Origin of the sequence: Microbacterium sp. NPDC056736 (genome assembly GCF_042790415.1) — a bacterium.
Lineage (GTDB): Bacteria > Actinomycetota > Actinomycetes > Actinomycetales > Microbacteriaceae > Microbacterium.
Map to the genome: position 1 here is coordinate 379225 of NZ_JBHTZE010000004.1, position 20565 is coordinate 399789.

At 72.8% G+C, this 20565-nt stretch carries 19 protein-coding genes; 12 read left to right on the plus strand and 7 right to left on the minus strand.

Going from position 1 to position 20565, the window contains the following annotated elements:
• Positions 1–14: 14 nt before the first annotated feature.
• The 4 genes from ACFRAL_RS11165 to ACFRAL_RS11180 all read left to right on the plus strand — a co-directional run bounded on the left by ACFRAL_RS11165 (position 15) and on the right by ACFRAL_RS11180 (position 3506).
• Positions 15–911 (plus strand): F0F1 ATP synthase subunit gamma, encoded by an 897-nt coding sequence (locus ACFRAL_RS11165; RefSeq protein WP_336398576.1) that lies wholly within the window; start codon positions 15–17, stop codon positions 909–911.
• Between the two features lie 22 nt (positions 912–933).
• Positions 934–2379 carry a F0F1 ATP synthase subunit beta gene (atpD, locus tag ACFRAL_RS11170; RefSeq protein WP_336398577.1) on the plus strand — a complete coding sequence of 482 codons (1446 nt, stop codon included), beginning with the start codon at positions 934–936 and terminating at the stop codon, positions 2377–2379.
• Position 2380: 1 nt separating this feature from the next.
• A complete protein-coding gene (locus ACFRAL_RS11175) occupies positions 2381–2641 on the plus strand; it encodes a F0F1 ATP synthase subunit epsilon (RefSeq protein WP_194397897.1) in 261 nt (86 codons plus the stop codon).
• Positions 2642–2729: 88 nt separating this feature from the next.
• Positions 2730–3506, plus strand: a complete 777-nt coding sequence (locus ACFRAL_RS11180; protein ID WP_378882761.1) for a YaaA family protein — start codon at positions 2730–2732, stop codon at positions 3504–3506.
• A gap of 13 nt (positions 3507–3519) precedes the next feature.
• Here ACFRAL_RS11180 and ACFRAL_RS11185 read toward each other — a convergent pair whose 3' ends face one another.
• Positions 3520–3972, minus strand: coding sequence for a DUF4282 domain-containing protein (locus tag ACFRAL_RS11185; protein WP_336398579.1), 453 nt, complete (start codon positions 3970–3972; stop codon positions 3520–3522).
• A gap of 189 nt (positions 3973–4161) precedes the next feature.
• Here ACFRAL_RS11185 and ACFRAL_RS11190 point away from each other — a divergent pair, with 189 nt between their 5' ends.
• From ACFRAL_RS11190 to ACFRAL_RS11205, 4 genes are all read left to right on the plus strand, one after another.
• Positions 4162–4950, plus strand: a complete 789-nt coding sequence (locus ACFRAL_RS11190) for a large exoprotein (RefSeq protein ID WP_378882765.1) — start codon at positions 4162–4164, stop codon at positions 4948–4950.
• Positions 4951–5038: 88 nt separating this feature from the next.
• The gene (locus tag ACFRAL_RS11195) at positions 5039–6019 is read left to right on the plus strand and encodes an aldo/keto reductase (RefSeq protein WP_378882768.1); all 981 of its coding nucleotides are present in this window, start codon (positions 5039–5041) and stop codon (positions 6017–6019) included.
• A 164-nt stretch (positions 6020–6183) separates the two neighbouring features.
• Positions 6184–6996 (plus strand): PP2C family protein-serine/threonine phosphatase, encoded by an 813-nt coding sequence (locus ACFRAL_RS11200; RefSeq protein ID WP_378882771.1) that lies wholly within the window; start codon positions 6184–6186, stop codon positions 6994–6996.
• A 67-nt stretch (positions 6997–7063) separates the two neighbouring features.
• On the plus strand, positions 7064–9931 hold the full coding sequence (locus ACFRAL_RS11205; RefSeq protein ID WP_378882774.1) for an FtsK/SpoIIIE domain-containing protein: 2868 nt from the start codon (positions 7064–7066) through the stop codon (positions 9929–9931).
• Positions 9932–10019: 88 nt separating this feature from the next.
• Here ACFRAL_RS11205 and ald read toward each other — a convergent pair whose 3' ends face one another.
• Together ald and ACFRAL_RS11215 are read right to left on the minus strand one after the other, a co-directional pair.
• Entirely contained in the window at positions 10020–11135 is a 1116-nt protein-coding gene (gene ald, locus ACFRAL_RS11210; protein ID WP_378882777.1) for an alanine dehydrogenase, read from the minus strand.
• A 56-nt stretch (positions 11136–11191) separates the two neighbouring features.
• The gene (locus ACFRAL_RS11215) at positions 11192–12181 is read right to left on the minus strand and encodes an asparaginase (protein WP_378882780.1); all 990 of its coding nucleotides are present in this window, start codon (positions 12179–12181) and stop codon (positions 11192–11194) included.
• Between the two features lie 52 nt (positions 12182–12233).
• Between ACFRAL_RS11215 and ACFRAL_RS11220 the strand changes: the two genes are divergently transcribed.
• Complete coding sequence (locus ACFRAL_RS11220; RefSeq protein ID WP_336398586.1) at positions 12234–12713, plus strand: OsmC family protein; 480 nt, start codon at positions 12234–12236, stop codon at positions 12711–12713.
• A 45-nt stretch (positions 12714–12758) separates the two neighbouring features.
• Here ACFRAL_RS11220 and ACFRAL_RS11225 read toward each other — a convergent pair whose 3' ends face one another.
• Positions 12759–13583: a lysophospholipid acyltransferase family protein gene (locus tag ACFRAL_RS11225; protein ID WP_378882783.1), complete on the minus strand. Its 825-nt coding sequence runs from the start codon at positions 13581–13583 to the stop codon at positions 12759–12761.
• A gap of 75 nt (positions 13584–13658) precedes the next feature.
• Here ACFRAL_RS11225 and ACFRAL_RS11230 point away from each other — a divergent pair, with 75 nt between their 5' ends.
• Positions 13659–14630, plus strand: a complete 972-nt coding sequence (locus ACFRAL_RS11230; protein ID WP_378882786.1) for an FKBP-type peptidyl-prolyl cis-trans isomerase — start codon at positions 13659–13661, stop codon at positions 14628–14630.
• A 37-nt stretch (positions 14631–14667) separates the two neighbouring features.
• Positions 14668–15753 (plus strand): 1-deoxy-D-xylulose-5-phosphate reductoisomerase, encoded by a 1086-nt coding sequence (gene dxr / locus ACFRAL_RS11235; RefSeq protein WP_378882789.1) that lies wholly within the window; start codon positions 14668–14670, stop codon positions 15751–15753.
• A gap of 66 nt (positions 15754–15819) precedes the next feature.
• On the opposite strand, the gene ACFRAL_RS11240 is transcribed toward dxr, so the two are convergent.
• The 3 genes from ACFRAL_RS11240 to ACFRAL_RS11250 form a co-directional block, all read right to left on the minus strand.
• Positions 15820–17484 carry a Mur ligase family protein gene (locus tag ACFRAL_RS11240; protein ID WP_378882792.1) on the minus strand — a complete coding sequence of 555 codons (1665 nt, stop codon included), beginning with the start codon at positions 17482–17484 and terminating at the stop codon, positions 15820–15822.
• Between the two features lie 113 nt (positions 17485–17597).
• Entirely contained in the window at positions 17598–18326 is a 729-nt protein-coding gene (locus tag ACFRAL_RS11245) for a YcnI family protein (RefSeq protein WP_378882795.1), read from the minus strand.
• 114 nt (positions 18327–18440) lie between these two features.
• Positions 18441–19016 carry a hypothetical protein gene (locus tag ACFRAL_RS11250; protein ID WP_378882798.1) on the minus strand — a complete coding sequence of 192 codons (576 nt, stop codon included), beginning with the start codon at positions 19014–19016 and terminating at the stop codon, positions 18441–18443.
• Positions 19017–19134: 118 nt separating this feature from the next.
• Here ACFRAL_RS11250 and ACFRAL_RS11255 point away from each other — a divergent pair, with 118 nt between their 5' ends.
• Complete coding sequence (locus tag ACFRAL_RS11255) at positions 19135–20430, plus strand: M50 family metallopeptidase (protein WP_336398592.1); 1296 nt, start codon at positions 19135–19137, stop codon at positions 20428–20430.
• Positions 20431–20565 lie beyond the last annotated feature (135 nt).

Here is a 20565-nt window from a genome sequence, read left to right on the forward strand (position 1 = left end):
CCTGGGCATAAACCATGGGCGCACAACTCCGGGTCTACAAGCAGAAGATCAGCTCTGCTCAGACGACCAAGAAGATCACGAAGGCGATGGAACTCATCGCGGCTTCGCGCATCCAGAAGGCGATGGCGCGTGTGCGCGCATCGTCGCCGTTCGCGCGTGCCGTGACGCGGGCCGTCTCCGCCGTGGCGACGCACTCCAACGTCGACCACCCGCTGACCGTCGAACGCGAGACGATCCGCCGCTCCGCGGTGGTGATCTTCTCGTCCGACCGCGGCCTCGCCGGCGCGTTCAACTCGCAGATCCTCCGCGAGGGCCTCGAGCTGGCGCAGCTGCTGCGCGAGGAGGGCCGCGAGCCGGTGTTCTACCTCGTCGGCCGCAAGGCCGTCGGCTACTTCCAGTTCCGGCGGATGGAGGCCGCGGCCGAGTGGACGGGTGACACCGACACGCCGCACTTCTCGACGGCCGAGGAGATCGCCGCCACACTGCTGGACGCGTACGACCGCGGTGGCGAAGAGAACGGGGTGGACGAGATCCACCTCGTCTACAACCGCTTCGTCAGCATGATGACGCAGACGCCCGAGACGGTGCGCCTGCTTCCGCTGGAGGTCGTCGAGGCCGAGGAGTCGTCGTCGGCGCAGGTCTACCCGCTGTACGAGTTCGAGCCGGATGCCGCGACCGTCCTGGACGCGCTCCTGCCGGTGTACATCCAGAGCCGCGTCTTCAACGCCCTCCTCCAGTCGTCGGCCGCGAAGCACGCCGCGACCCAGAAGGCGATGAAGTCGGCCAGCGACAACGCCGACAAGCTCATCACCGACTACACCCGCCTGCGCAACAACGCGCGCCAGGCCGAGATCACGCAGCAGATCGCCGAGATCGTCGGCGGCGCCGACGCCCTGGCGTCGGGCAAATAGACCACACGAAAGAGAAGAAGCCATGAGCCTCACCGCTGAGAAGACCGCGACCGCGGTCGGACGCGTCGCGCGCGTCACCGGCCCGGTCGTCGACATCGAGTTCCCGCACGACTCGATCCCCGACATCTACAACGCGCTGAAGACCACCATCACGATCGACGGCGAGTCCACCGAGATCACGCTCGAGGTCGCCCAGCACCTCGGCGACGACCTCGTGCGCGCCATCTCCCTGAAGCCGACCGACGGCATGGTCCGCGGCCAGGAGGTGCGCAACACCGGCGGCCCCATCACGGTGCCCGTCGGCGACGTCACCAAGGGCAAGGTGTTCAACGTCACCGGCGACGTCCTCAACGCCGCACCCGGTGAGACCATCGAGGTCACCGAGCGCTGGGGCATCCACCGTCAGGCGCCGTCGTTCGACCAGCTCGAGTCGAAGACCGAGATGTTCGAGACCGGCATCAAGGTCATCGACCTCCTCACCCCGTACGTGCAGGGTGGCAAGATCGGCCTCTTCGGCGGTGCGGGCGTCGGCAAGACCGTCCTCATCCAGGAGATGATCCAGCGCGTCGCGCAGGACCACGGCGGCGTGTCGGTATTCGCAGGCGTCGGCGAGCGCACCCGTGAGGGCAACGACCTCATCGGCGAGATGGAGGAGGCGGGCGTCTTCGACAAGACCGCCCTCGTGTTCGGCCAGATGGACGAGCCGCCGGGGACCCGTCTGCGCGTGGCCCTCTCGGCCCTGACGATGGCGGAGTACTTCCGCGACGTCCAGAAGCAGGACGTGCTGCTCTTCATCGACAACATCTTCCGCTTCACGCAGGCGGGCTCCGAGGTGTCGACGCTGCTCGGCCGCATGCCGTCCGCGGTGGGCTACCAGCCGAACCTGGCCGACGAGATGGGCATCCTGCAGGAGCGCATCACCTCGACGCGCGGCCACTCGATCACCTCGCTGCAGGCGATCTACGTGCCCGCCGACGACTACACCGACCCGGCGCCGGCGACCACGTTCGCCCACCTCGATGCGACCACCGAGCTCTCGCGCGAGATCGCGTCCAAGGGCCTGTACCCCGCGGTCGACCCGCTGTCGTCGACGAGCCGCATCCTCGACCCGCGGTACATCGGTGAGGACCACTACCGCGTGGCCACCGCCGTGAAGCAGATCCTCCAGAAGAACAAGGAGCTGCAGGAGATCATCGCGATCCTCGGTGTCGACGAGCTCTCGGAAGAGGACAAGATCGTCGTCGCCCGCGCGCGCCGCATCCAGCAGTTCCTCTCGCAGAACACCTACATGGCGAAGAAGTTCACCGGTGTCGAGGGGTCGACCGTCCCGATCAAGGAGACCATCGAGTCGTTCGACGCGATCGTCAAGGGCGACTTCGACCACGTCGCCGAGCAGGCCTTCTTCAACGTCGGCGGGATCTCGGACGTCGAAGAGGCGTGGGCTCGCATCCAGAAGGAGAACGGCTGACATGCCGCTCAAGGTGAGCCTGGTCTCCGCCGACGCGGAGGTCTGGTCGGGTGAGGCGTCGCTCGTCGTCGCCAAGACCGTCGAGGGCGAGATCGGCTTCATGACCGGGCACGAGCCGGTGCTCGCGATCCTCGCCGAGGGTCAGGTGCGCATCACGCAGACCTCCGGCACGAAGATCATCGCCAACGCGCAGGACGGCTTCCTGTCGATGGAGGGCGACGATCTGACGATCGTGGCCGGAAACGCCGCCCTGATCTCCTGATCACCCGCTGTACACGCACTCGGCCGGCCCCCGCGGGGGCCGGCCGAGTCGTGTTCCCGCCCCGCCCATCGATCCGCTCCGGAGCACCATGCTGATCCTCCTGCCGCCGTCCGAGACGAAGCGTCCCGGTGGCGCGGGCGCGCGGCTGGACCCGGGCGGGCTGGCGCTCGCCCAGCTCGCCCCGCTGCGCGAGGCCGTCCTCTCCGCCCTCGTCGCCCTGGCTGCGGACGAGGAGGAGTCCGCCCGCGTGCTCAAGCTCGGTCCCCGCCAGCGCGGCGAGGTCGCCGTGAACGCCGCGGTGCGCGACGCGTCGACCATGGCCGCGGTCGACCGCTACACGGGCGTCCTCTTCGACGCGCTGGACGCGGCATCCCTCCCTGCGACGGCTCGTCGCTGGCTGGGTGCCCATGTCATGATCCACTCCGCGCCACTGGGCCCGGTGTGGGCGCTCGACCCCATTCCGGCCTACCGGCTCGGCGCCGGCGCGTCCCTGCCCGGCCTTCCTCCGCTGCGGCGCCTCTGGGCCGAGGCGACGACCGCCGCGATCGCCGACCTCGCGCCCCGCTTCGTGCTCGACCTGCGCTCGGAGGCCTACGCCGCCCTCGGCCCGGTGCCGGCCGGCGTCGCGTCGCGGTACGTGCGTGTCGTGAGCGAAGGCGGCGACGGCGCGGTGCGGGCGCTCAATCACTTCAACAAGCACGCCAAGGGCGCTCTCGTGCGGCGGCTCGCCCAGGAGCGTCCCCGCATCTCGTCCCCGGCCGCGTTCCTCCGGTGGGCGGAATCATCCGGTCTGCGCGTGCACGAGGGCGGTGAGGGCGAGCTCGAGCTCTTCGCCCCTGCGCCCGGCTCGCCGACCGATCGCTGAACCGGTCGAGGCCTCAGCGCCGCGTGTGCTGCGCCGTGCGCTCGGTGTTCTCCGCGATCGCGATGAGGGCGACGACCGCCTCGATGACGAACCTGAGCAGGATGATCGAGAGGAACGTCAGCACCGGCACCACGATGATGGTGGCGATCAGTCCCGTGACCCCCGCGCCGACGTTGAGCCACATCACCGAGATCGCGTTGATGATCCCGCCGGCGAAGTACACGATGAACCCGATGCCGATCGCGATGAGACCGACGAAGTAGAACACGCTCGCGAGGCGGCGCGTGATGAAGGTCCGGAACGACAGGTCGAACAGCGCGGAGAAGAACCCGCGGCTGACGTCGCCGGCGTCGCCGCCGACGCGGGGGACACCGGTGTCGTCGGGGTCGGTCGCGCGCGCGGCCTCTGCGGCGGACTGCGGAGGAAGCGGCGGCGGCGTGGGAGCGGACGGGTTCTGGTCTGTCATGACGGTCCTTCGGATCGAGTTCTGCTCAGGCTATCCACCGCCGGGCGGCCGGGCCATCCCCCGGATCGTGGCGTCAATGCTGACAGTTCGCTGAGAGCGTCGATAGCATGTGTCCAGCGGAGCAGGGGCTCCGCGGTCGCGTCGCGTCGCGATGCGACCCGAATCGACTCTCTCGGAGGTCGCTCCACCATGGACTACAACGACGGCGGCGCCGGGGCGCTCCTCGCCTGGCTCATCATCGCCCCCTTCCTCTTCCTGATCGCCATCGCCGGCTACGTCATCGGCTCCTGGTTCCTCATGAAGATCTTCGACAAGGCAGGGGTGCAGGGGCGCTGGCGCGCCTGGGTGCCCGTCTACAACACCCTGATCTTCGTCAAGCTCGGCGACCTCAACCCGTGGTGGCTGCTGATCCTGTGGGGTGGCGGGATCGTGCTCGGCTGGGTGCCGGTGCTCGGCTCGCTCATCGGCCTCGCCGCCTTCCTGTACACGCTCCTCGCCGCGTGGCGCGTGGGGCTGAAGCTGCAGAAGGAAGCCGTCTGGCTCATCCTGTACTTCTTCCTCGCGATCGTCTGGCTGGGCATCAACGCGTTCGACCGCTCGCGCTGGAACACCGCGATCCCGGCCGCGCCCTGGGCGGGGAGCTTCCTCGCCGACAAGACGGTGTGGAGCGGCGTTCCCGCGCAGACCCCGGCGGGCGGCTACCCGGCGAACCCCGCCACAGCACCCGGATACGGCGCCGCCCCAGCGGCGTACGAGCCGCCCGCGGGATACTCGGCACCTCCGCCCGCGCCGACCGCGTCCGCTGCGCCGCCGGCGCCGCCGGCAGGCTACGCGCCGCCGCCCGCAGCTCCGGCCGCGCCGGCCACTCCGCCCGCCGCCGAGCCTGGGGCGACCTCGCCCGCGGCGGAGCCTCCCGCCACGGAGCCTCCCGCCACGGAGCCGCCGGCCCCGGAGCCGCCGGCTCCCGCGAAGCCGTAGCGACGACCGCTCCGACAGCCCCTCGCCGATCCGGCGAGGGGCTGTCGCGTCTTCCGGCGGGCCGCCGACCCGCGGCTAACGTGGAGGAATGACCTCCACTGTTCCGCTGCGCCGCATGGGCGCGTCCGGTCTCCTCGTCTCCGCCGTCGGACTGGGCTGCAACAACTTCGGCCGCGAGGGGACCCGGACCGAGACCCTCGACGGCACGCGCGCCGTGCTCGACGCCGCGATCGACGCGGGTGTGACCTTCCTCGACACCGCGGACATGTACGGGCGCGAGCCGGGGCTCTCTGAGACGCTGATGGGAGAGGCGCTGAAGGGGCGGCGCGATCGGGTCACGCTCGCGACCAAGTTCGGGCAGACGCGCGACATGGGCTACCCGACGACCGGGTCGAAGGGGTCGCGCTCGTACGTGCGGCGCGCGGTCGAGGCATCCCTCACCCGGCTGCAGACCGACTGGATCGACCTGTACCAGCTGCACGTGCCCGACCCGGCCACCCCCGTCGAAGAGACGCTCGACGCGCTGGGCGACCTCGTGCGCGAGGGCAAGGTGCGCTACATCGGACACTCGAACTTCGCGGGGTGGCAGGTCGCCGAGGCGCACTTCACCGCGCTCATGCGCCACAGCGTGCCCTTCGTGTCGGCCCAGAACCACTACAGCCTGCTGGCGCGCGGTGCGGAGCTCGACCTGCTGCCGGCGGTCGAGCGGTACGGCGTCGGGTTCCTGCCGTACTTCCCGCTGCACAACGGCCTGCTGACGGGCAAGTTCACGAGGGATGCCGCGCCCGCCGACTCCCGCATCATGCGGCAGCGGCCCCACCTCTACCGGGACGCGCCGTGGGACGCGCTCGAGGCGTTCCAGGCGTTCTGCGACGAGCGGGGCATCACGATGCTGCAGGCGACGTTCGGCTGGCTGCTGGCCCGGCCGGGGCTCTCGAGCGTGATCGCGGGTGCCACCAGCCCGGAGCAGGTGCGCGCGAACGCCGAGGCGGCGACGGCCTGGACGCCGACGGCGGCGGACCTCGAGGCGATCGACGGGATCTTCCCGCCGCCCGCCGCCACCGCCTGAGCCGCCGCCACCGCCTGAGCCGCCGCCACCGCCTGAGCCGCCGCGCCGGCGCGCGGATCATTGTAGCGGCGCTCGCCGCGTCCGAGGACCCCCGCGAGTAACCGACTAGTATGTGATGACGCGGAGGCGACGGGCTTCCGCGGCAGCGACGAAGAGGACACGGCGTGCCCGAGGTATCCACCCAGTCGCTCACCGTTCCGGTTCCGGGCGGTGCGCTGGAGCTCGCTTGGGCGGCCGTCACCGACACCGGCCGCCGCCGCGAGGTGAACCAGGACGCCGTGTTCGCGGAGTACCCGCTGTTCGTCGTCGCCGACGGGATGGGCGGGCACGTCGGCGGCGAGATCGCCAGTGCGAGCACGATCGAGCGGCTCCGGGCGGTCGCCGGCAGCGGCAACGTCACGCCCAAGACCATCGAGAAGGCGCTCGCGCGGGCGGTGAAGGACATCGCGTCCCACCCCGAGGCCACGGACGACGGCACGGGCACCACGGTCACGGGTGTCTTCCTCGACACGTCGGGCGACGCGCCGCACTGGGTGACCCTCAACATCGGCGACTCCCGCGTGTACCTCGTGCGCGACGGGGCCATCGTGCAGATCACGACGGACCACTCGGTGGTGCAGGAGCTCGTCGCGGCAGGCCGTCTGAGTCCCGAAGAGGCCGAGAACCACCCGTACGGCAACGTCATCACGCGTGCCGTCGGCCCGAGCGACGGCGTGACGCCGGACTACGTGCGCCTGGACGTCCTGGAGGGCGACCGGTTCGTGATCTGCTCGGATGGGCTGACGAAGGAGCTCACCGACTACGGCATCCGCCACTTCCTCGACGAGAACCCCGATCCGGGTGACGCCGTGATGGCCATGCTCGACGCAGCGCTGGAGAACGGCGGGCGCGACAACATCACGATCGTCGTGCTCGACGTCGGCCGGCCGGCCGCAGGCGGCGCCGACGACGGGGACTCCTCCACAGCGGGGGAGTGACCCCGCCGCATCCACAGATCCGCGCGGGCGTCACGCCGGGCGAGCCCCGCCGCTGTGGACTGGGCGCATGCGCGCGCCCGCTTCTCCGGCCACCGAGGCTCCCCTCGCGATCGACGATGAGCCGCTGACCCTCCCTGCGGCCTGGGCGCCGCCCGCCCGACCGCCGCTCCCCGTCGTCGCCGCCGTCGTCCCGGTCGTGGGCGCCGTCGTGCTGTGGCTCGTGACCGGCTCGGTGTACTCGCTCTGGTTCGCCCTCCTCGGCCCGCTCATCGCCGGGGCGGCCGTCGCCGACGCCCGCCGCGCGGCGCGGCGCGACGGCAGACGCGCGAGCGCCGAAGCGGCACGCGCACGCGAGGCGGTGTCCTCGGCGGTGGCCGCCCGCCACGAGACCGAGCGCGCCCAGCTGTGGTCCCGGCATCCGGATGCGGCGCGTCTCCTGCGGCGACCCGGCGACGTGTGGCGTTCGGGGCGGATCGCCTCGCTCGTCGTCGGGGAGGGGGAGCGCGCGAGCGCGGTGCGCGTGAGCGGCGGCGACGGTGATCCGGCTGCCGCCCTGCTGCGCCGCCGCGCCGCGCGGGTGGCCGGCGCGCCGATCACCGTGCCGCTCGAGGCCGGCGTCGCCGTCGTCGGCGGCGAGACGATCGGCGCCGCCGTGCAGCGGGCGCTCGCCCTGCAGCTGTGCCTTGCGCTCGCTCCCGGTGACGTGCGCATCGTCGGCCCCCTCGGCCGCGGCATGGAGTGGGCGGAGACGCTGCCGCACCGCGCCGCGGCCTCCGGATCGGGCCTGGCCATCGTCGGCCCCGGCGAGCTCGTGCCCGCCCACGCCGACATCGTCCTTGCACGGTGTCGTCCGGGCGATCCGCCGCCACCGCGCTGCCAGGCGGTGATCACCGTGACCGCGCCCGCCTCCGCGCGCCTCGAATACGGCGGCGAGGTCGTCACGCTCGCCGTCGAGGCCGTCTCCCGCCTGCAGGCCGAGGAGATCGCCGCCGATCTCACCGCGCGCGCCGAGGCCACGCTCGGGATGACGCGCGAGGACGACGGCCCGATCGCACTGTCGCCGCTGCTCCCCGCGACGCCCGAGGCGATCGGGGGCGGGCTGCCCGCGGTCATCGGAGTGACGGCCGGCGACGCGGCGGTCGTCGATCTCGTCGCCGACGGCCCCCACGCCGTCGTCGCCGGCGTCACCGGAGCAGGCAAGAGCGAGCTGCTCATCACGTGGATCCTGGCGCTGTGCGCGACGCGGTCCGCCGACGAGGTGACCTTCCTCCTCGCCGATTTCAAGGGCGGCACGGCGTTCGACGGACTCGCCGGCGTTCCGCACATCACCGGCGTGATCACCGACCTCGACGGCTCGGGCGCGCGGCGCGCCATCGAGAGCCTGCGAGCCGAGCTCCGGCGTCGCGAGGCAGCCATCGCCGCCGCAGGGGCGCGAGACATCGTCGACCCGCGCGTGCGCCTGCCGAGGCTGGTCGTCGTCGTCGACGAGTTCGCCGCGCTGCTCGCGGATCAGCCGGAGCTGCACGGTCTGTTCGCCGACCTCGCCGCGCGCGGCCGGGCGCTCGGGATCCACCTCATCCTCGGCACGCAGCGCGCCGCCGGGGTGATCCGCGACAACCTGCTCGCCAACTGCCCGCTGCGCATCAGCCTGCGCGTGACGGACGCCGCCGACAGCAGGGCCGTGATCGGCACTGACGATGCGGCGATGCTGCCCGGCGGTGCGGAGAGGCGCGGCACCGCCTACGTGCGCCGTGCCGGCGACGCGGCTCCGCAGCCGGTGCGGGTCGCCCTGTCGGGTGCGCAGGACGTCGCGACGGCGTCGCGGCGGGGCGGCACCAGCGCGCCGTCCAGGCCCTGGCTGCCGGAGCTTCCTCGCGTCGTCGGGCTCGACGAGCTGGCGAGCCGGGCTGCAGCGGATCCGGCGGCGCACGGTGGGGTGCTGCTCGGAATCGCCGACGAGCCCGACCGGCAGCGGCAGCCGGTCGTCACGGTGGCCGCCGGCGATCGGGCGATCCTCGTACTCGGCGGACCGGGGTCCGGCGTCTCGAATGCGCTGGACCTCATCCAGGCGCAGGCGCCGGGCGCCGTCGAGCGCGTGCCCGCGGGGCTGGAGGGGATGTGGGATGCCGTGGCCAGACTGTCCGAGGAGCCTCCGGCGCCGGGGACGATCGTGCTCCTGGACGACCTCGACGCGGTGGCGCTGCGCTTCCCTCCCGAGCATGCGCAGGCCGTCCTCGAGCGGGTGGAGCTCTTCGTGCGGCGATCCGGCGACAGCGGTGTGCTCGTCGTCGCCGGCGCCCACCGCGTGACGGGCGCCGTGTCCAGGATCGCAGAGCTGTTTCCGCGCCGCATCGTGCTTCCCTATGCGACGCGCATCGACCACGCCGCCGCGGGAGGCGACCCCGCGGCCCACGACCCTTCCGCGCCGGCCGGCCGCGGACGCCTCGACGGGCGCCCGGTGCAGCTGGCGCTCGCACCGGCGGCGCCGGTGACGCCCGCCGCTGCCGACGCGACGTGGACGCCGGAGGGCCGGCTGACAGGTCTCGTGGCCCGCAGGTCGCCGGCCGGGCGCCGGGCGCTCGCCGCGTGGGAGCAGCGCGGCGTGACGGTCCTCGGCCTCGAGGAGTATGCCGCCGCGCCCGCGCGCGTGGCGGACGGGCCCGTCGTGGTGGCGGGGGAGCCGGACGACTGGCAGCGGCACTGGCGACTGCTCGCGGACGTCCGCGGAGACCACGAGCTGGTGGTCGACACGTCCTGCGCCGCCGAGCTGCGCGTGCTGGCCGGCTTCCGCGGCGTGCCCCCGTACTGCGAGCCGGGGCGGGCGCGGGCGTGGCTCATCGTCGCGGGCGCGGATCCCGTCCGCATCGTGCTGCCCGCCGCGGACGTCCCGCCGAACCGTCAGAGCGCGCCATGGACCGGCGCCCGCCGGGCGTAGCCCGCCGGCCTCGGATGCCACGCACGATCCCCGCACGCACGATCCCCGGGCGCGTCGGCGACCCGGGGATCCTCCGCCCGCAGGCGCGTCAGACGAGCACGCCCTCCAGGGGTGCGACCTCGAAGCCGTGCGCGGTCGCAACGCCGGCGTTGGCGACCCGCCCGCCGTGGGTGTTGAGACCGGCCGCGAGGGCGGCATCCGCTCGCAGCGCCTCCGTCCAGCCGCGTCGGGCGATCTGGCGGATGTAGGGGAGCGTCGCGTTGGTGAGCGCGGACGTCGAGGTGTTCGGCACGGCGCCGGGCATGTTGGCCACGCAGTAGAAGATGCTGCCGTGGACCGGGAAGGTCGGGTCGGCGTGGGTGGTCGGGTGCGTGTCCTCGAAGCAGCCGCCCTGGTCGACCGCGATGTCCACGAGCACCGAACCCGGTCGCATGCGCGCGACCATGTCGTTCGTCACGAGCTTGGGCGCCTTCGCGCCGGGGATCAGCACCGAGCCGATGACGAGATCCGAGGCAGCGACCGCGCGGTCCAGGTCGAGGGGATTGGAGGCGGCGGTCTTCACCCGGCCCTGGAAGTGGTCGTCGAGATAGCGCAGGCGCTGCACGTTGGTGTCGAAGACGGTGACGTCCGCACCCATGCCGACCGCGATCACCGCGGCGTTCGCGCCGGCGACGCCGCCGCCGATCACCGTCACGGTCGCGGGACGCGTGCCGGGCACCCCCGACATCAGCAGGCCGAGGCCCCCCGCCGAGCGCATGAGCGTGTTGGCGCCGACCATGGGAGCCAGCCGGCCGGCGACCTCGCTCATCGGGGCGAGGAGGGGAAGCCCGCCGCCGGGAAGCTGCACGGTCTCGTAGGCGATCGCCGTGACGCGGTCGGCCACGAGGCGCTCGGTCAGCGGGCGGTCAGCGGCCAGGTGCAGGTACGTGAAGAGCACGAGGTCGTCGCGGAAGTAGCCGTACTCGCCGGCGATCGGCTCCTTGACCTTCAGCAGCAGCTCCGCGCGGGCCCACACCTCCGCGGCGTCGTCGAGCATCTCCGCGCCGGCGGCCTCGTACTCGGCGTCGGGCATCGACGAGCCCTCGCCCGCGCCGCGCTGCACGAAGACCTCATGGCCTGCCGCCACCAGGTCGTGCACGCCCGCGGGGGTGAGGGCGACCCGGTACTCGTTGTTCTTCACCTCGGTGGGGACGCTGATCCTCATCGCGTCATCCTTTCCGCTCCGCCGTTGGAGCGCTCGGGCTCCTCGTGGGAGCGCCTCTAGAAGGCGGGGCGGATGGCCCCGACATCCTGTCCGCCGCCGGTGACGGTCAGCGGAAGCTTCGACATCGCGTCGGCGACGTCGGCCGACGCGAGTGCGCCGTGCCGCTCGAGCAGCCGCAGCGCGACCGCCGCGGCGGCGCGGCCGCTGCCGTCGAGCATCTTCAGCGCGACGGTGGTGCCGTCGGGGGCGACCATGACCATGACGCCCTCCGCACCACCCTTCGCGAAGACGCCGAGTCGCTCGATCACGATCGTGTCGGGGCGGCCGGGGCCGTCGATCGTCCACGGCGCCGCGCGCACGGCCTCGACGAGCGCGCCGGCGCTGCGGTGCAGGGCGAACGGGGAGGTGGTCGACGAGTTGCCGATGCGGTGGATCGCCCGCGCGAGCCCGAACAGCGTCATCGCGTACACGGGGGCGCCGCACCCGTCGACGGCGACCGCTGCGGCCTTCTCGCCGATGAGCCGCTCGATCGTGTCGCGGATGAGCTGCTGCACCGGGTGGGCGGGCGACAGATACCCCTCGGGATCCCACCCGTTGACGACGCTCGTGAGGAGCATCGTGGCGTGCTTGCCCGAGCAGTTCATGCGCACCCGCTGCGGCCGGCCGAGCTCCCGCACGAGCTCGTCGCGCGTGGCCGTGTCGCCGGGCCACGCCGCAGGGCAGCCGAGGGCGTCTTCGCTCAGCTCGGCGGCGGCGAGGATCTCACGCACCACCGCGACATGGCGGTCCGTTCCGGAGTGGCTCGCCGTGGCGAGGCCGAGCCGGTCACCCTCGAGCGGGGCGCCCGCCGACAGGCACGCGAGCGCCTGGAGCGGCTTCAGGCTCGATCGCGGCAGCACGAGGGACGACGGATCGCCGAGCTTCTCGGCGATCGTGCCGTCGGCGCGGAGGACGACGGCGATCCCGGCGTGGCGTGATTCGATGAAACCGCTGCGATCGACGACGGCGAGCTCGACGGCGTCGGCTGCGGCGAAGGTCTGCGGCACCCCGCCAGCCTACCGTCGCGCCCGCGATGGTCCTGCATGACAGACTGTGCACATGTGGGGCGAGCATCGATACTCCGTCCGGACCACCTGGACGGGTGATCGAGGCACCGGAACCTCCGGGTACCGCGACTACGACCGGTCCGTCACGCTCGAGATCGACGGCAAGCCGGCCATCGCCGCCTCCGCCGACAAGCCGTTCCGCGGCGACCCTGCCCGCTGGAACCCCGAGGACCTGCTCCTCGCGGCTCTCAGCGAGTGCCACCTCCTGTCGTACCTGCACGCGTGCGTGAAGGCGGGCGTCGTGGTCGTCGGCTACGAGGACGAGGCATCCGGTCTCATGGTGGAGGACGGGCGCGGCGGCGGCGCGTTCCGCGAGGTCGTGCTCCGCCCGCGCGTGACCGTCGCGGACGCCGCGATGACGGATGCCGCGACCGCCGCGCACGCACAGGCGAACGAGTGGTGCTTCATCGCGAACTCGGTCAACTTCCCGGTGCGGCACGAGCCCACCGTGGTCGTCGCCGACGCGGGCTGATCCGGCCCGCGACCCGATCCTGCCGACCGGCCGGCCGGCGAAGGGTCAGCGCCGCTCGTGGGGGAGGACCTGGCGGATGCGCTCGATCGGGTTCTGGGCCGGAACCTCGTTGTAGGCGTGGGCGAGCTCCTGACCGGAGAGCGCGTGGATGGCGGCCATGATCTCGTCGGTGGCGAGGCGTCGCGCCCGCCCCGACGACGCGGGACCGTGGTGCGAGAGGTCGAGCGGCTCGCCGAACCTCACCGTCACGCGGTGCTTCATCGAGGGCTTCTTCGCGCCGACGGGCATCACCTTGTCGGTCCCGATGAGCCCCACCGGCACGACGGGCGCTCCGGTCTGCAGGGCGAGGAAGGCCACGCCGGTGCGTCCCTTGTACAGGCGCCCGTCGAGCGAGCGCGTCCCCTCGGGGTACAGCGCGACCGCGCTGCCCTCCTCGAGCAGGGCCCGCTGCTGATCGAGGGCGTCCAGCGCGGCCTGCCCCGCACCGCGCTGCACCGGGATGGCGCCGATCGCGGTGAAGAACCAGCGGGACGCCGGCTTCTCGAAGTAGCTCGCCTTGGCGAGGAAGTGCACGGGCCGCGGGGCGGCGACGGGGATCGCCACGGAGTCGATGAACGACAGGTGGTTGCTCGCGAAGATCACCGGACCGGTCCTCGGGACGTTCCCCTTGCCCTCGACACGCGGGCGGTAGGCGAGGCGGGCGAGCGGCGTGATGATGGATCGGCCCAGCGCGTACGTCGATCCCATACGGACGGCGCCCGGTGCGGAGTCCTGCGCTTCTGCCGTCTCGTCGGCCCTGTCGTCTGTGCCTGGTACGAGGTCGGAAGTCACCCGTAGAGGGTACTCCCCGTCGCATTCCGGCGTCGGCATGACCGGTTCTCAGCGCGATCCGAGAAAAGATGCGAAAGGATGGAGGCTCCCCTTACATCGACTCGAGGTCTCTCCGTGCGCATTCGCCCGCTCGCCGCCCTGTCCGCCGCCGCGCTGTCGGCACTCGTGCTCGCCGGTTGCTCGGGCTCGGGGGATCCCGACACGACCCCGTCGCCGTCGTCGAGCGCCGACTCCACGTGCCTCCTCGATGCGCAGTCGGGAGCCGACTCGGACGCGATCGAGGTCACCGGCTCCGGCGCCGACCTCGCCGCCACCGTGCCGGACTCGCTGGCCTTCGAGGACATCGAGCGCACCATCGTGACCGAGGGCTCGGACGACGACCTCGCGGCCGGCGAGCTCGTCAGCGGCTTCTACTCGGTGTACGACGGCTCGACCGGCGAGCTGCTGCAGGACTCCTCCGACTCGTCGCCCGACGACTCCGGCGAGGTCCCGATCCTCCTGGACCCGCAGAACTACTCGCTGTTCGTCGCCGCTCTCGAGTGCGCTCCGCTCGGGTCGACGGTCGCGATGTCCATTCCCGGCAGCGCCTTCGGCGAGGGTGCCTCGCCTGTGGTGATCGTCGCCGAGACCACCCAGCTCATTCCGACGACCGCCGGCGGCGAGGAGCAGGAGCCGGCCGACGGCTTCCCGACCGTGGAGTTCTCCGAAGAGGGCGCCCCGACCGTCAGCATCCCCGACACGGAGCCGCCCGCCGAGGTGCAGCTGGACGAGCTGAAGACCGGCGACGGCCCGGTCGTGGAGCCCGGCGACACCGTCTTCGTGCAGTACAGCGGTGCGAAGTGGTCGGACGGCACGGTCTTCGACTCGAGCTGGGAGCGCGGACAGCCCGCCGCCTTCGCGACGACCGGCGTCGTCGAGGGATTCCAGCAGGCGCTGGAGGGTCAGGCCGTCGGCTCGCAGGTGCTCGTGGTCATCCCGCCGGCCTTCGGCTACGGCGAGGGCGAGATCAACGACGCCGACCTCACCGGCGAGACCTTGGTTTTCGTCATCGACATCCTGGGCGTCCAGCGCGCAGCCCAGCAGTAGACGCCGGCCGCGTCCGGCCGGTCGATAGGCTGGCCCGATGCGGCGCGTCCTCATCCTCGGCTCGACCGGCTCCATCGGCACGCAGGCGCTCGACGTCGTGCGGGCCAACCCGCGGCGATTCGAGGTGGTCGGTCTCGCAGCCGGTTCCGACAGGACCGCGCTGTCCGCCCAGGCCGACGAGTTCCACGTCGAGCACACCGCGCTGGGCGCCGCCGAGGCGGAGCAGCTCGTCCGCGACGTGGAAGCGGACGTGGTGCTCAACGGCATCACCGGCTCGGTCGGCCTCGGTCCCACGCTCGCGGCGCTCGAGACGGGACGCACCCTGGCTCTGGCCAACAAGGAGTCCCTCATCGTCGGCGGCGACCTCGTCACCGCCCTCGCCCGGCCGGGGCAGATCGTCCCCGTCGACTCCGAGCACTCCGCGATCGCGCAGGCGCTGCGCTCCGGCGAGCCCGAGGAGGTGCGTCGGCTCGTGCTGACGGCATCCGGCGGCCCTTTCCGAGGTCGTAGCCGCGCGTCCCTTGAGAGCGTGACGCCGGCGGAGGCGCTCGCCCACCCCACGTGGGACATGGGACGCGTCGTGACGACGAACTCGGCCACGCTCGTGAACAAGGGCCTCGAGGTCATCGAGGCGCATCTGCTGTTCGGCATCCCGTACGCCCAGATCGACGTGGTGGTCCACCCGCAGTCGATCGTCCACTCCATGGTCGAGTTCGTCGACGGGTCCACGATCGCCCAGGCATCCCCGCCCGACATGAGGCTGCCCATCTCGCTCGGTCTGGACTGGCCCCACCGCGTCGCGGGGGTCGGGCGCCCGCTGGACTGGACGACGGCGGCCTCGTGGACGTTCGAGCCGCTCGACGACGACGCCTTCCCCGCCGTCCGCCTCGCGAAGCAGGTGGGTCGCGCCGGCGGCACCTATCCGGCGGTCTTCAACGCCGCGAACGAGCAGGCGGTCGACGCCTTCCACGAGGGCCGGCTCGCCTTCCTGGCCATCGTCGACACCGTCGCGCGCGTGGTCGACGCGCACGAGGCGCCCGACGCCCTCACCCGCGACTCGCTCTCCGAGGCCGAGGCGTGGGCCCGCCGCACCGCCGACGAGGCGATCGCCGCGGCATCCTGACCCTGTCGCCGCCCGGCACTCCTCCGCACCGGGTCGTGCGCTCGCCCTCGTGGGGCGGCAGAGGGGTCAGGCCGTGGGGAAAGCCGGACGGAGGGGATCGGATGCCGGCGTCTCGGCGTCCGGGTACGGCACCGGCCAGTGCGGCTCGGGCACCGGCCAGCCGGCGTCGCGGAGGGCTCGGCGGGCCAGCTCCCGCGCCGAGTACGGGGTGCGGACCCCGCGGATGTCGCGGTAGTCCTGGTGGCCGGGACCGGCCCACAGGATCGCGTCCCCGTCGCCGACGAGCGCGACGGCTTCGATGATCGCGCGCTCCGGGGGCGAGTACTCGTGGATCTCGGCATCCGGGCGGGCGCGGCGCGCGCCCTCGATGAGGGTGGCGCGGATCGAGTCGGGGTCCTCGTGACGGGGGTGGTGGTCGGTGATCACGAGGATGTCGCTGCCCTCGACGCCGGTGCGGCCCATGTCATGGCGCTTGGTGGCGTCGCGGTCGCCGTCGGCGCCGAAGAGCATGACGACCTTGCCCGGCGTCACGCGCCGCACCGCGGCGAGGGTCTTCTCGAACGCGTCGGGGGAGTGGCCGAAGTCCACGTAGACGGCCGGACCCGTCTCGCCCGAGACGAGCTCCGTGCGGCCGGGGAGATAGGCCTCGATGCGCCCGCCGTCCAGAGCGGCGACGAGACGCTCCCAGGCGTAGCCGCCCTCGAGGATCATCACGATGGCGAGGCCGGCGTTGGCGGCCATATGGCGTCCGATCACCGGGACGAGCGTCGTCAGCGTGCGCCCGTCGCGCGCGGTCAGGCGGAACTCGGTGCCCACCGGGCGCTCGTCGAGGATCTCGACCACCCAGTCGGCGGCGGCCGCGGTCGCCGCGTCGGACGCCAGGTCCGGGGTGCCGACGGTCACCGTCGGCACCTCGCTGCGGGCGACGACCTCCGCGCCCGGCTCGGAGTCGATGCACACGACGGCGCGGCGCGCGCGGTCGGGGCGGAACAGCGGCAGCTTCGCCTCGAAGTACTCGCGCATGTCGGCGTAGTCGTCGAGGTGATCGTGGGTGAGGTTCGTGAAGCCCGCGACGTCGAACATGATCCCGTCCACGCGGCGCCGGCTCAGCGCCTGGGCGCTCACCTCGACGGCCACGGCCTCGACGCCGCGCTCGCGCATGAGCGCCAGGAGCGCGTGCATCTCGTACGCCTCGGGGGTGGTCAGGCGCGACACGACGACCTGTCCTGCGATGTGACGCTCGGCCGTCGACGACAGGCCGGTGGTGACGCCCAGCTGGCCGAGGATGCCCTCGAGCAGGTGCGACACGCTCGTCTTGCCGTTGGTGCCCGTCGTGCCGAACAACGTCGGCAGCCGGTCGTCGCGGCCGGTGCGGTACACCCACGCCGACAGCTCGCCGAGCAGCGCACGCGGGTCCTCGACCACGATCACGGGCAGGCCGCTCGACGCGGCGTCGTCGGCGCCGGCGGCATCCGTCACGACCGCGACGGCGCCCCTCTCGGCGGCAACCGCGGCGAACTCGGCACCGTGACGGTTGACGCCCTGCACGGCGACGAACACGTCGCCGGGGCGGAGGTCGGCCGTCGCGAGGGTGATGCCCGTGAGCGTCACGCCGTCGGCGTCGCCGCGCACCTCGGTGCCCAGGAGCGCCGCGAGGTCGGCGAGGGAATGGGTCGGCGGCGCGTCGGGGCGGAGTACCGGGGGCAGGTTGGAGGGCGCGTCGGTCGGCATGGCGCATCCATCTTCGCACGGCGCCCCGCGGCCGGCCTCCGCACGCGACCCCGGGCGCGAGGCGGGGGCGGGGTGGGGGCGCGCCCGCCTTGCGGCGGACGCGCCCGGCGCGGTCACGACCGGCGGCGCCGCACCAGCACGACGGTGAGCGCGGCGAGTCCCGCGGCCAGACCGCCGGCTGCCAGCCAGCGGGCGGCCGGGTCGGCGGAGGTGCCGGATGCCGCGGCATCCGCGTCGGCCGCCGCGGCGTCATGCGCGGCGTGCTCGTCGCCGTCGCCGTCGGCGGTCGCGGTTCCCGGGGCGTGTCCGTCGACGGCGTCTGCGGCATCCGTCACCATCACCAGCGGCGCGGGCGCGTCGAGGTCGTGCGGGTCCTCGCCGTCCTCGGCCAGCTGCGACCACGCGGTCTCGCCGACCACGCACGTCTGGGTCACCGGAAAGGCGAGCGTCGTGCCGGCGGCGTCCTCGGCGAACAGGACGTCCATCGAGACGGCGGCCTTGAGCCCGTCCTCGACGGGGCTGTCGCTCGTGAACACGACGTGCGTCGGCACGCCGTCGGCGCCCGGCTCGCGCGAGATGGTCCAGCCGCCCTGCACGATCGGCGTGGCGTTGGCGACCCCGTCGGGGATGCCGATCGAGAGCGCGGTCGTGGCAGAGCCGTCGCAGCCGTGGCTGAACGAGAACGCGAGCGTCCGGGTTCCGCCGGCCGGGGCGGCATCGGGGGACACGTGCACGTGGGCTGCGGCCGCGAGCGGCGCGCCCACGACCACGGCGAGGCCGGCCGCGAGGCCCAGGGCGGCGGTGAGGGTGCGGGAGCGGGGAAGGCGGGAGGTGTTGTCCATGTCGGTTCTTTCGTCTTTCGTCTCGTGTCGTCGGGCGCGCCGATCGACGCGTGCTCGGAGGGGCACGCACAGGAACCGGTCCACGCGGGCGCGTGTCCGGGCGACGTGCGGCGGTCAGCGCGCCGCGGTGACGAGAGCGGGTGGGCCGCGTCGCGAGACGTCCGACAGTACGACGGCGACCGTGAGGCGAGGCCGCGAGACGACGATGCCGATCCGGGCGGGCATCGGCGCGCGCGGGGCGATGGCGCGGGCGCGCGAGAACACCGAGCGGATGCCGCGGCCCAGGGCCCGCAGCACCCGCTCACCGCCGTGAAGCACGGCCACGGTGACGGCGCCCGCGATCGCATGGGCGACCAGCATGGGGGCGTCCGGGAGGACGAGGGCGCTGAGGTCGGCGCCGAGGTGCGCGACATGGTGTCCGTGGAGCGCGGCCGGATCGGTGCCGGCGGTGACGGCGAACGAGACGTGGAAGAGCGCCTGGGCGGCGAGCACCGTGGCTGCCACGCGCCACATCGCCAGGCGCCGCCCCGCGATCGCCACGGCGAACGGGGCGGCCAGCACCCCAGTGGCCGCCACCAGCGCGACGGGCGGAGCTCCGCCGCCGCCGAGCGTATGAGCGGCTGCGGCGACGATCGTCGCGACCCACGCGCCCGCGGTCCCGCGCAGCGCGCGGACGTGGCGTGGGGTCACGGCTCCTCCTCGCGTCGAGCCTACGGGACGGATACGGCCCGTCTCGCGCCCGCACGGCGCCCCGGCGGCGGTCGACGGTCACACCCAACTCAAAGCCTGACGCGGGTACCGTGAGCGTGTGGAAGTCCTCGCGTTCGTCATCGGCGTCGTGCTCATGGTCGTGGGCCTGGCGGTGTCGATCGCCCTGCACGAGCTGGGCCACCTCTGGCCCGCGAAGAAGTTCGGCGTCCGCGTGGGGCAGTACATGATCGGGTTCGGCCCGACGCTGTGGTCGCGGCGCATCGGTGAGACCGAGTACGGCGTCAAGGCGGTCCCGCTCGGCGGCTACATCTCGATGGCGGGCATGTACCCTCCGTCTCCGCAGGCCGAGAGCCGCGCCGGGCGCGCTGGAGGCGGGTTCTTCGCCACGATGGTCCAGGACGCCCGCGACGCCAACGACGAGACGCTCCACGCCGGCGACGACACCCGGGTGTTCTACCGGCTTCCGGTCTGGAAGCGCGTCGTCGTGATGCTCGGCGGGCCGGTGATGAACCTGCTCTTCGCGATCGTGCTGTTCGCGATCCTGCTCACCGGCATCGGCGTGCAGACGGCGACGACCACGGTCGCCCGCCTGTCCGAGTGCGTGCCGGCCACGAGCGCGAGCGAGTGCACGGCATCCGATCCCGCCGCTCCCGCCGCCACGGCCGGCATCCTCCCCGGCGACACCCTCGTGTCCATCGACGGCGAGCCGGTCGCCGATTTCGCAGAGGCATCCGCGATCATCCGCTCGTCGCCCGGCGAGGCGCTCACGTTCGTCGTCGAGCGCGACGGTGCCGACCGATCCTTCACCGTCACGCCCGCCACCATCGAGTCCGAGACGACGGCCGCCGACGGCACGACGACGACGGAAGAGGTGGGGTTCCTCGGCGTCGGACCCGTGGTCGAGTACGTGCGCCAGCCGATCTGGGTCGGTCCGCAGATGGCGCTGCAGAACGTCGGCGCGGTCGCGGCCATCATCTGGCAGCTGCCGGTAAAGGTCTGGGACACCGGGGTGAGCCTGGTGACGGGCCAGGAGCGCGACCCGAACGGACCGCTCAGCATCGTCGGGGCCGGGCGCCTGTCGGGCGAGGTCGCCGCCGCGGAGGCGCCGATCCTCAACCGGGTCGCCGGCTTCCTGTCGCTGCTGGCCTCCCTCAACATCGCGCTGTTCGTCTTCAACCTCATCCCGCTGCTGCCGCTGGACGGCGGGCACATCGCCGTGGCGCTGTGGGACGGGCTGAAGCGGGTCTGGGCGAAGCTGTTCCGCCGTCCGCCGCCGAAGCCCGTCGACGCGACCAAGCTCGTGCCCGTCACGTTCATCGTCGTGATCGGGCTCATCGCGATGGGCGGCGTGCTGATCCTCGCCGACATCGTCAACCCGGTCTCGATCTTCTGATCACCTGAGCCGCGGCATCCGTCGTCCTCTCCGGGTTCGGGGCGCCCGGCGTGCGTTCGGGGCGCGCGGGGTGCGCCCCCAAAGTTAACGCCGCGCCCCCGAACCCGGGTAGGGGGAGGGGGACGGCAGCCCGCA

Excerpts from the sequence above, each read along its gene's own strand:
- ACFRAL_RS11165 (WP_336398576.1), top strand. The coding sequence starts at position 15 with ATGGGCGCACAACTCCGGGTCTACAAGCAGAAGATCAGCTCTGCTCAG.
- atpD (WP_336398577.1), top strand. The coding sequence starts at position 934 with ATGAGCCTCACCGCTGAGAAGACCGCGACCGCGGTCGGACGCGTCGCG.
- ACFRAL_RS11175 (WP_194397897.1), top strand. The coding sequence starts at position 2,381 with ATGCCGCTCAAGGTGAGCCTGGTCTCCGCCGACGCGGAGGTCTGGTCG.
- ACFRAL_RS11180 (WP_378882761.1), top strand. The coding sequence starts at position 2,730 with ATGCTGATCCTCCTGCCGCCGTCCGAGACGAAGCGTCCCGGTGGCGCG.
- ACFRAL_RS11185 (WP_336398579.1), bottom strand. The coding sequence starts at position 3,972 with ATGACAGACCAGAACCCGTCCGCTCCCACGCCGCCGCCGCTTCCTCCG.
- ACFRAL_RS11190 (WP_378882765.1), top strand. The coding sequence starts at position 4,162 with ATGGACTACAACGACGGCGGCGCCGGGGCGCTCCTCGCCTGGCTCATC.
- ACFRAL_RS11195 (WP_378882768.1), top strand. The coding sequence starts at position 5,039 with ATGACCTCCACTGTTCCGCTGCGCCGCATGGGCGCGTCCGGTCTCCTC.
- ACFRAL_RS11205 (WP_378882774.1), top strand. The coding sequence starts at position 7,064 with ATGCGCGCGCCCGCTTCTCCGGCCACCGAGGCTCCCCTCGCGATCGAC.
- ald (WP_378882777.1), bottom strand. The coding sequence starts at position 11,135 with ATGAGGATCAGCGTCCCCACCGAGGTGAAGAACAACGAGTACCGGGTC.
- ACFRAL_RS11220 (WP_336398586.1), top strand. The coding sequence starts at position 12,234 with ATGTGGGGCGAGCATCGATACTCCGTCCGGACCACCTGGACGGGTGAT.
- ACFRAL_RS11225 (WP_378882783.1), bottom strand. The coding sequence starts at position 13,583 with ATGCCGACGCCGGAATGCGACGGGGAGTACCCTCTACGGGTGACTTCC.
- dxr (WP_378882789.1), top strand. The coding sequence starts at position 14,668 with ATGCGGCGCGTCCTCATCCTCGGCTCGACCGGCTCCATCGGCACGCAG.
- ACFRAL_RS11240 (WP_378882792.1), bottom strand. The coding sequence starts at position 17,484 with ATGCCGACCGACGCGCCCTCCAACCTGCCCCCGGTACTCCGCCCCGAC.
- ACFRAL_RS11245 (WP_378882795.1), bottom strand. The coding sequence starts at position 18,326 with ATGGACAACACCTCCCGCCTTCCCCGCTCCCGCACCCTCACCGCCGCC.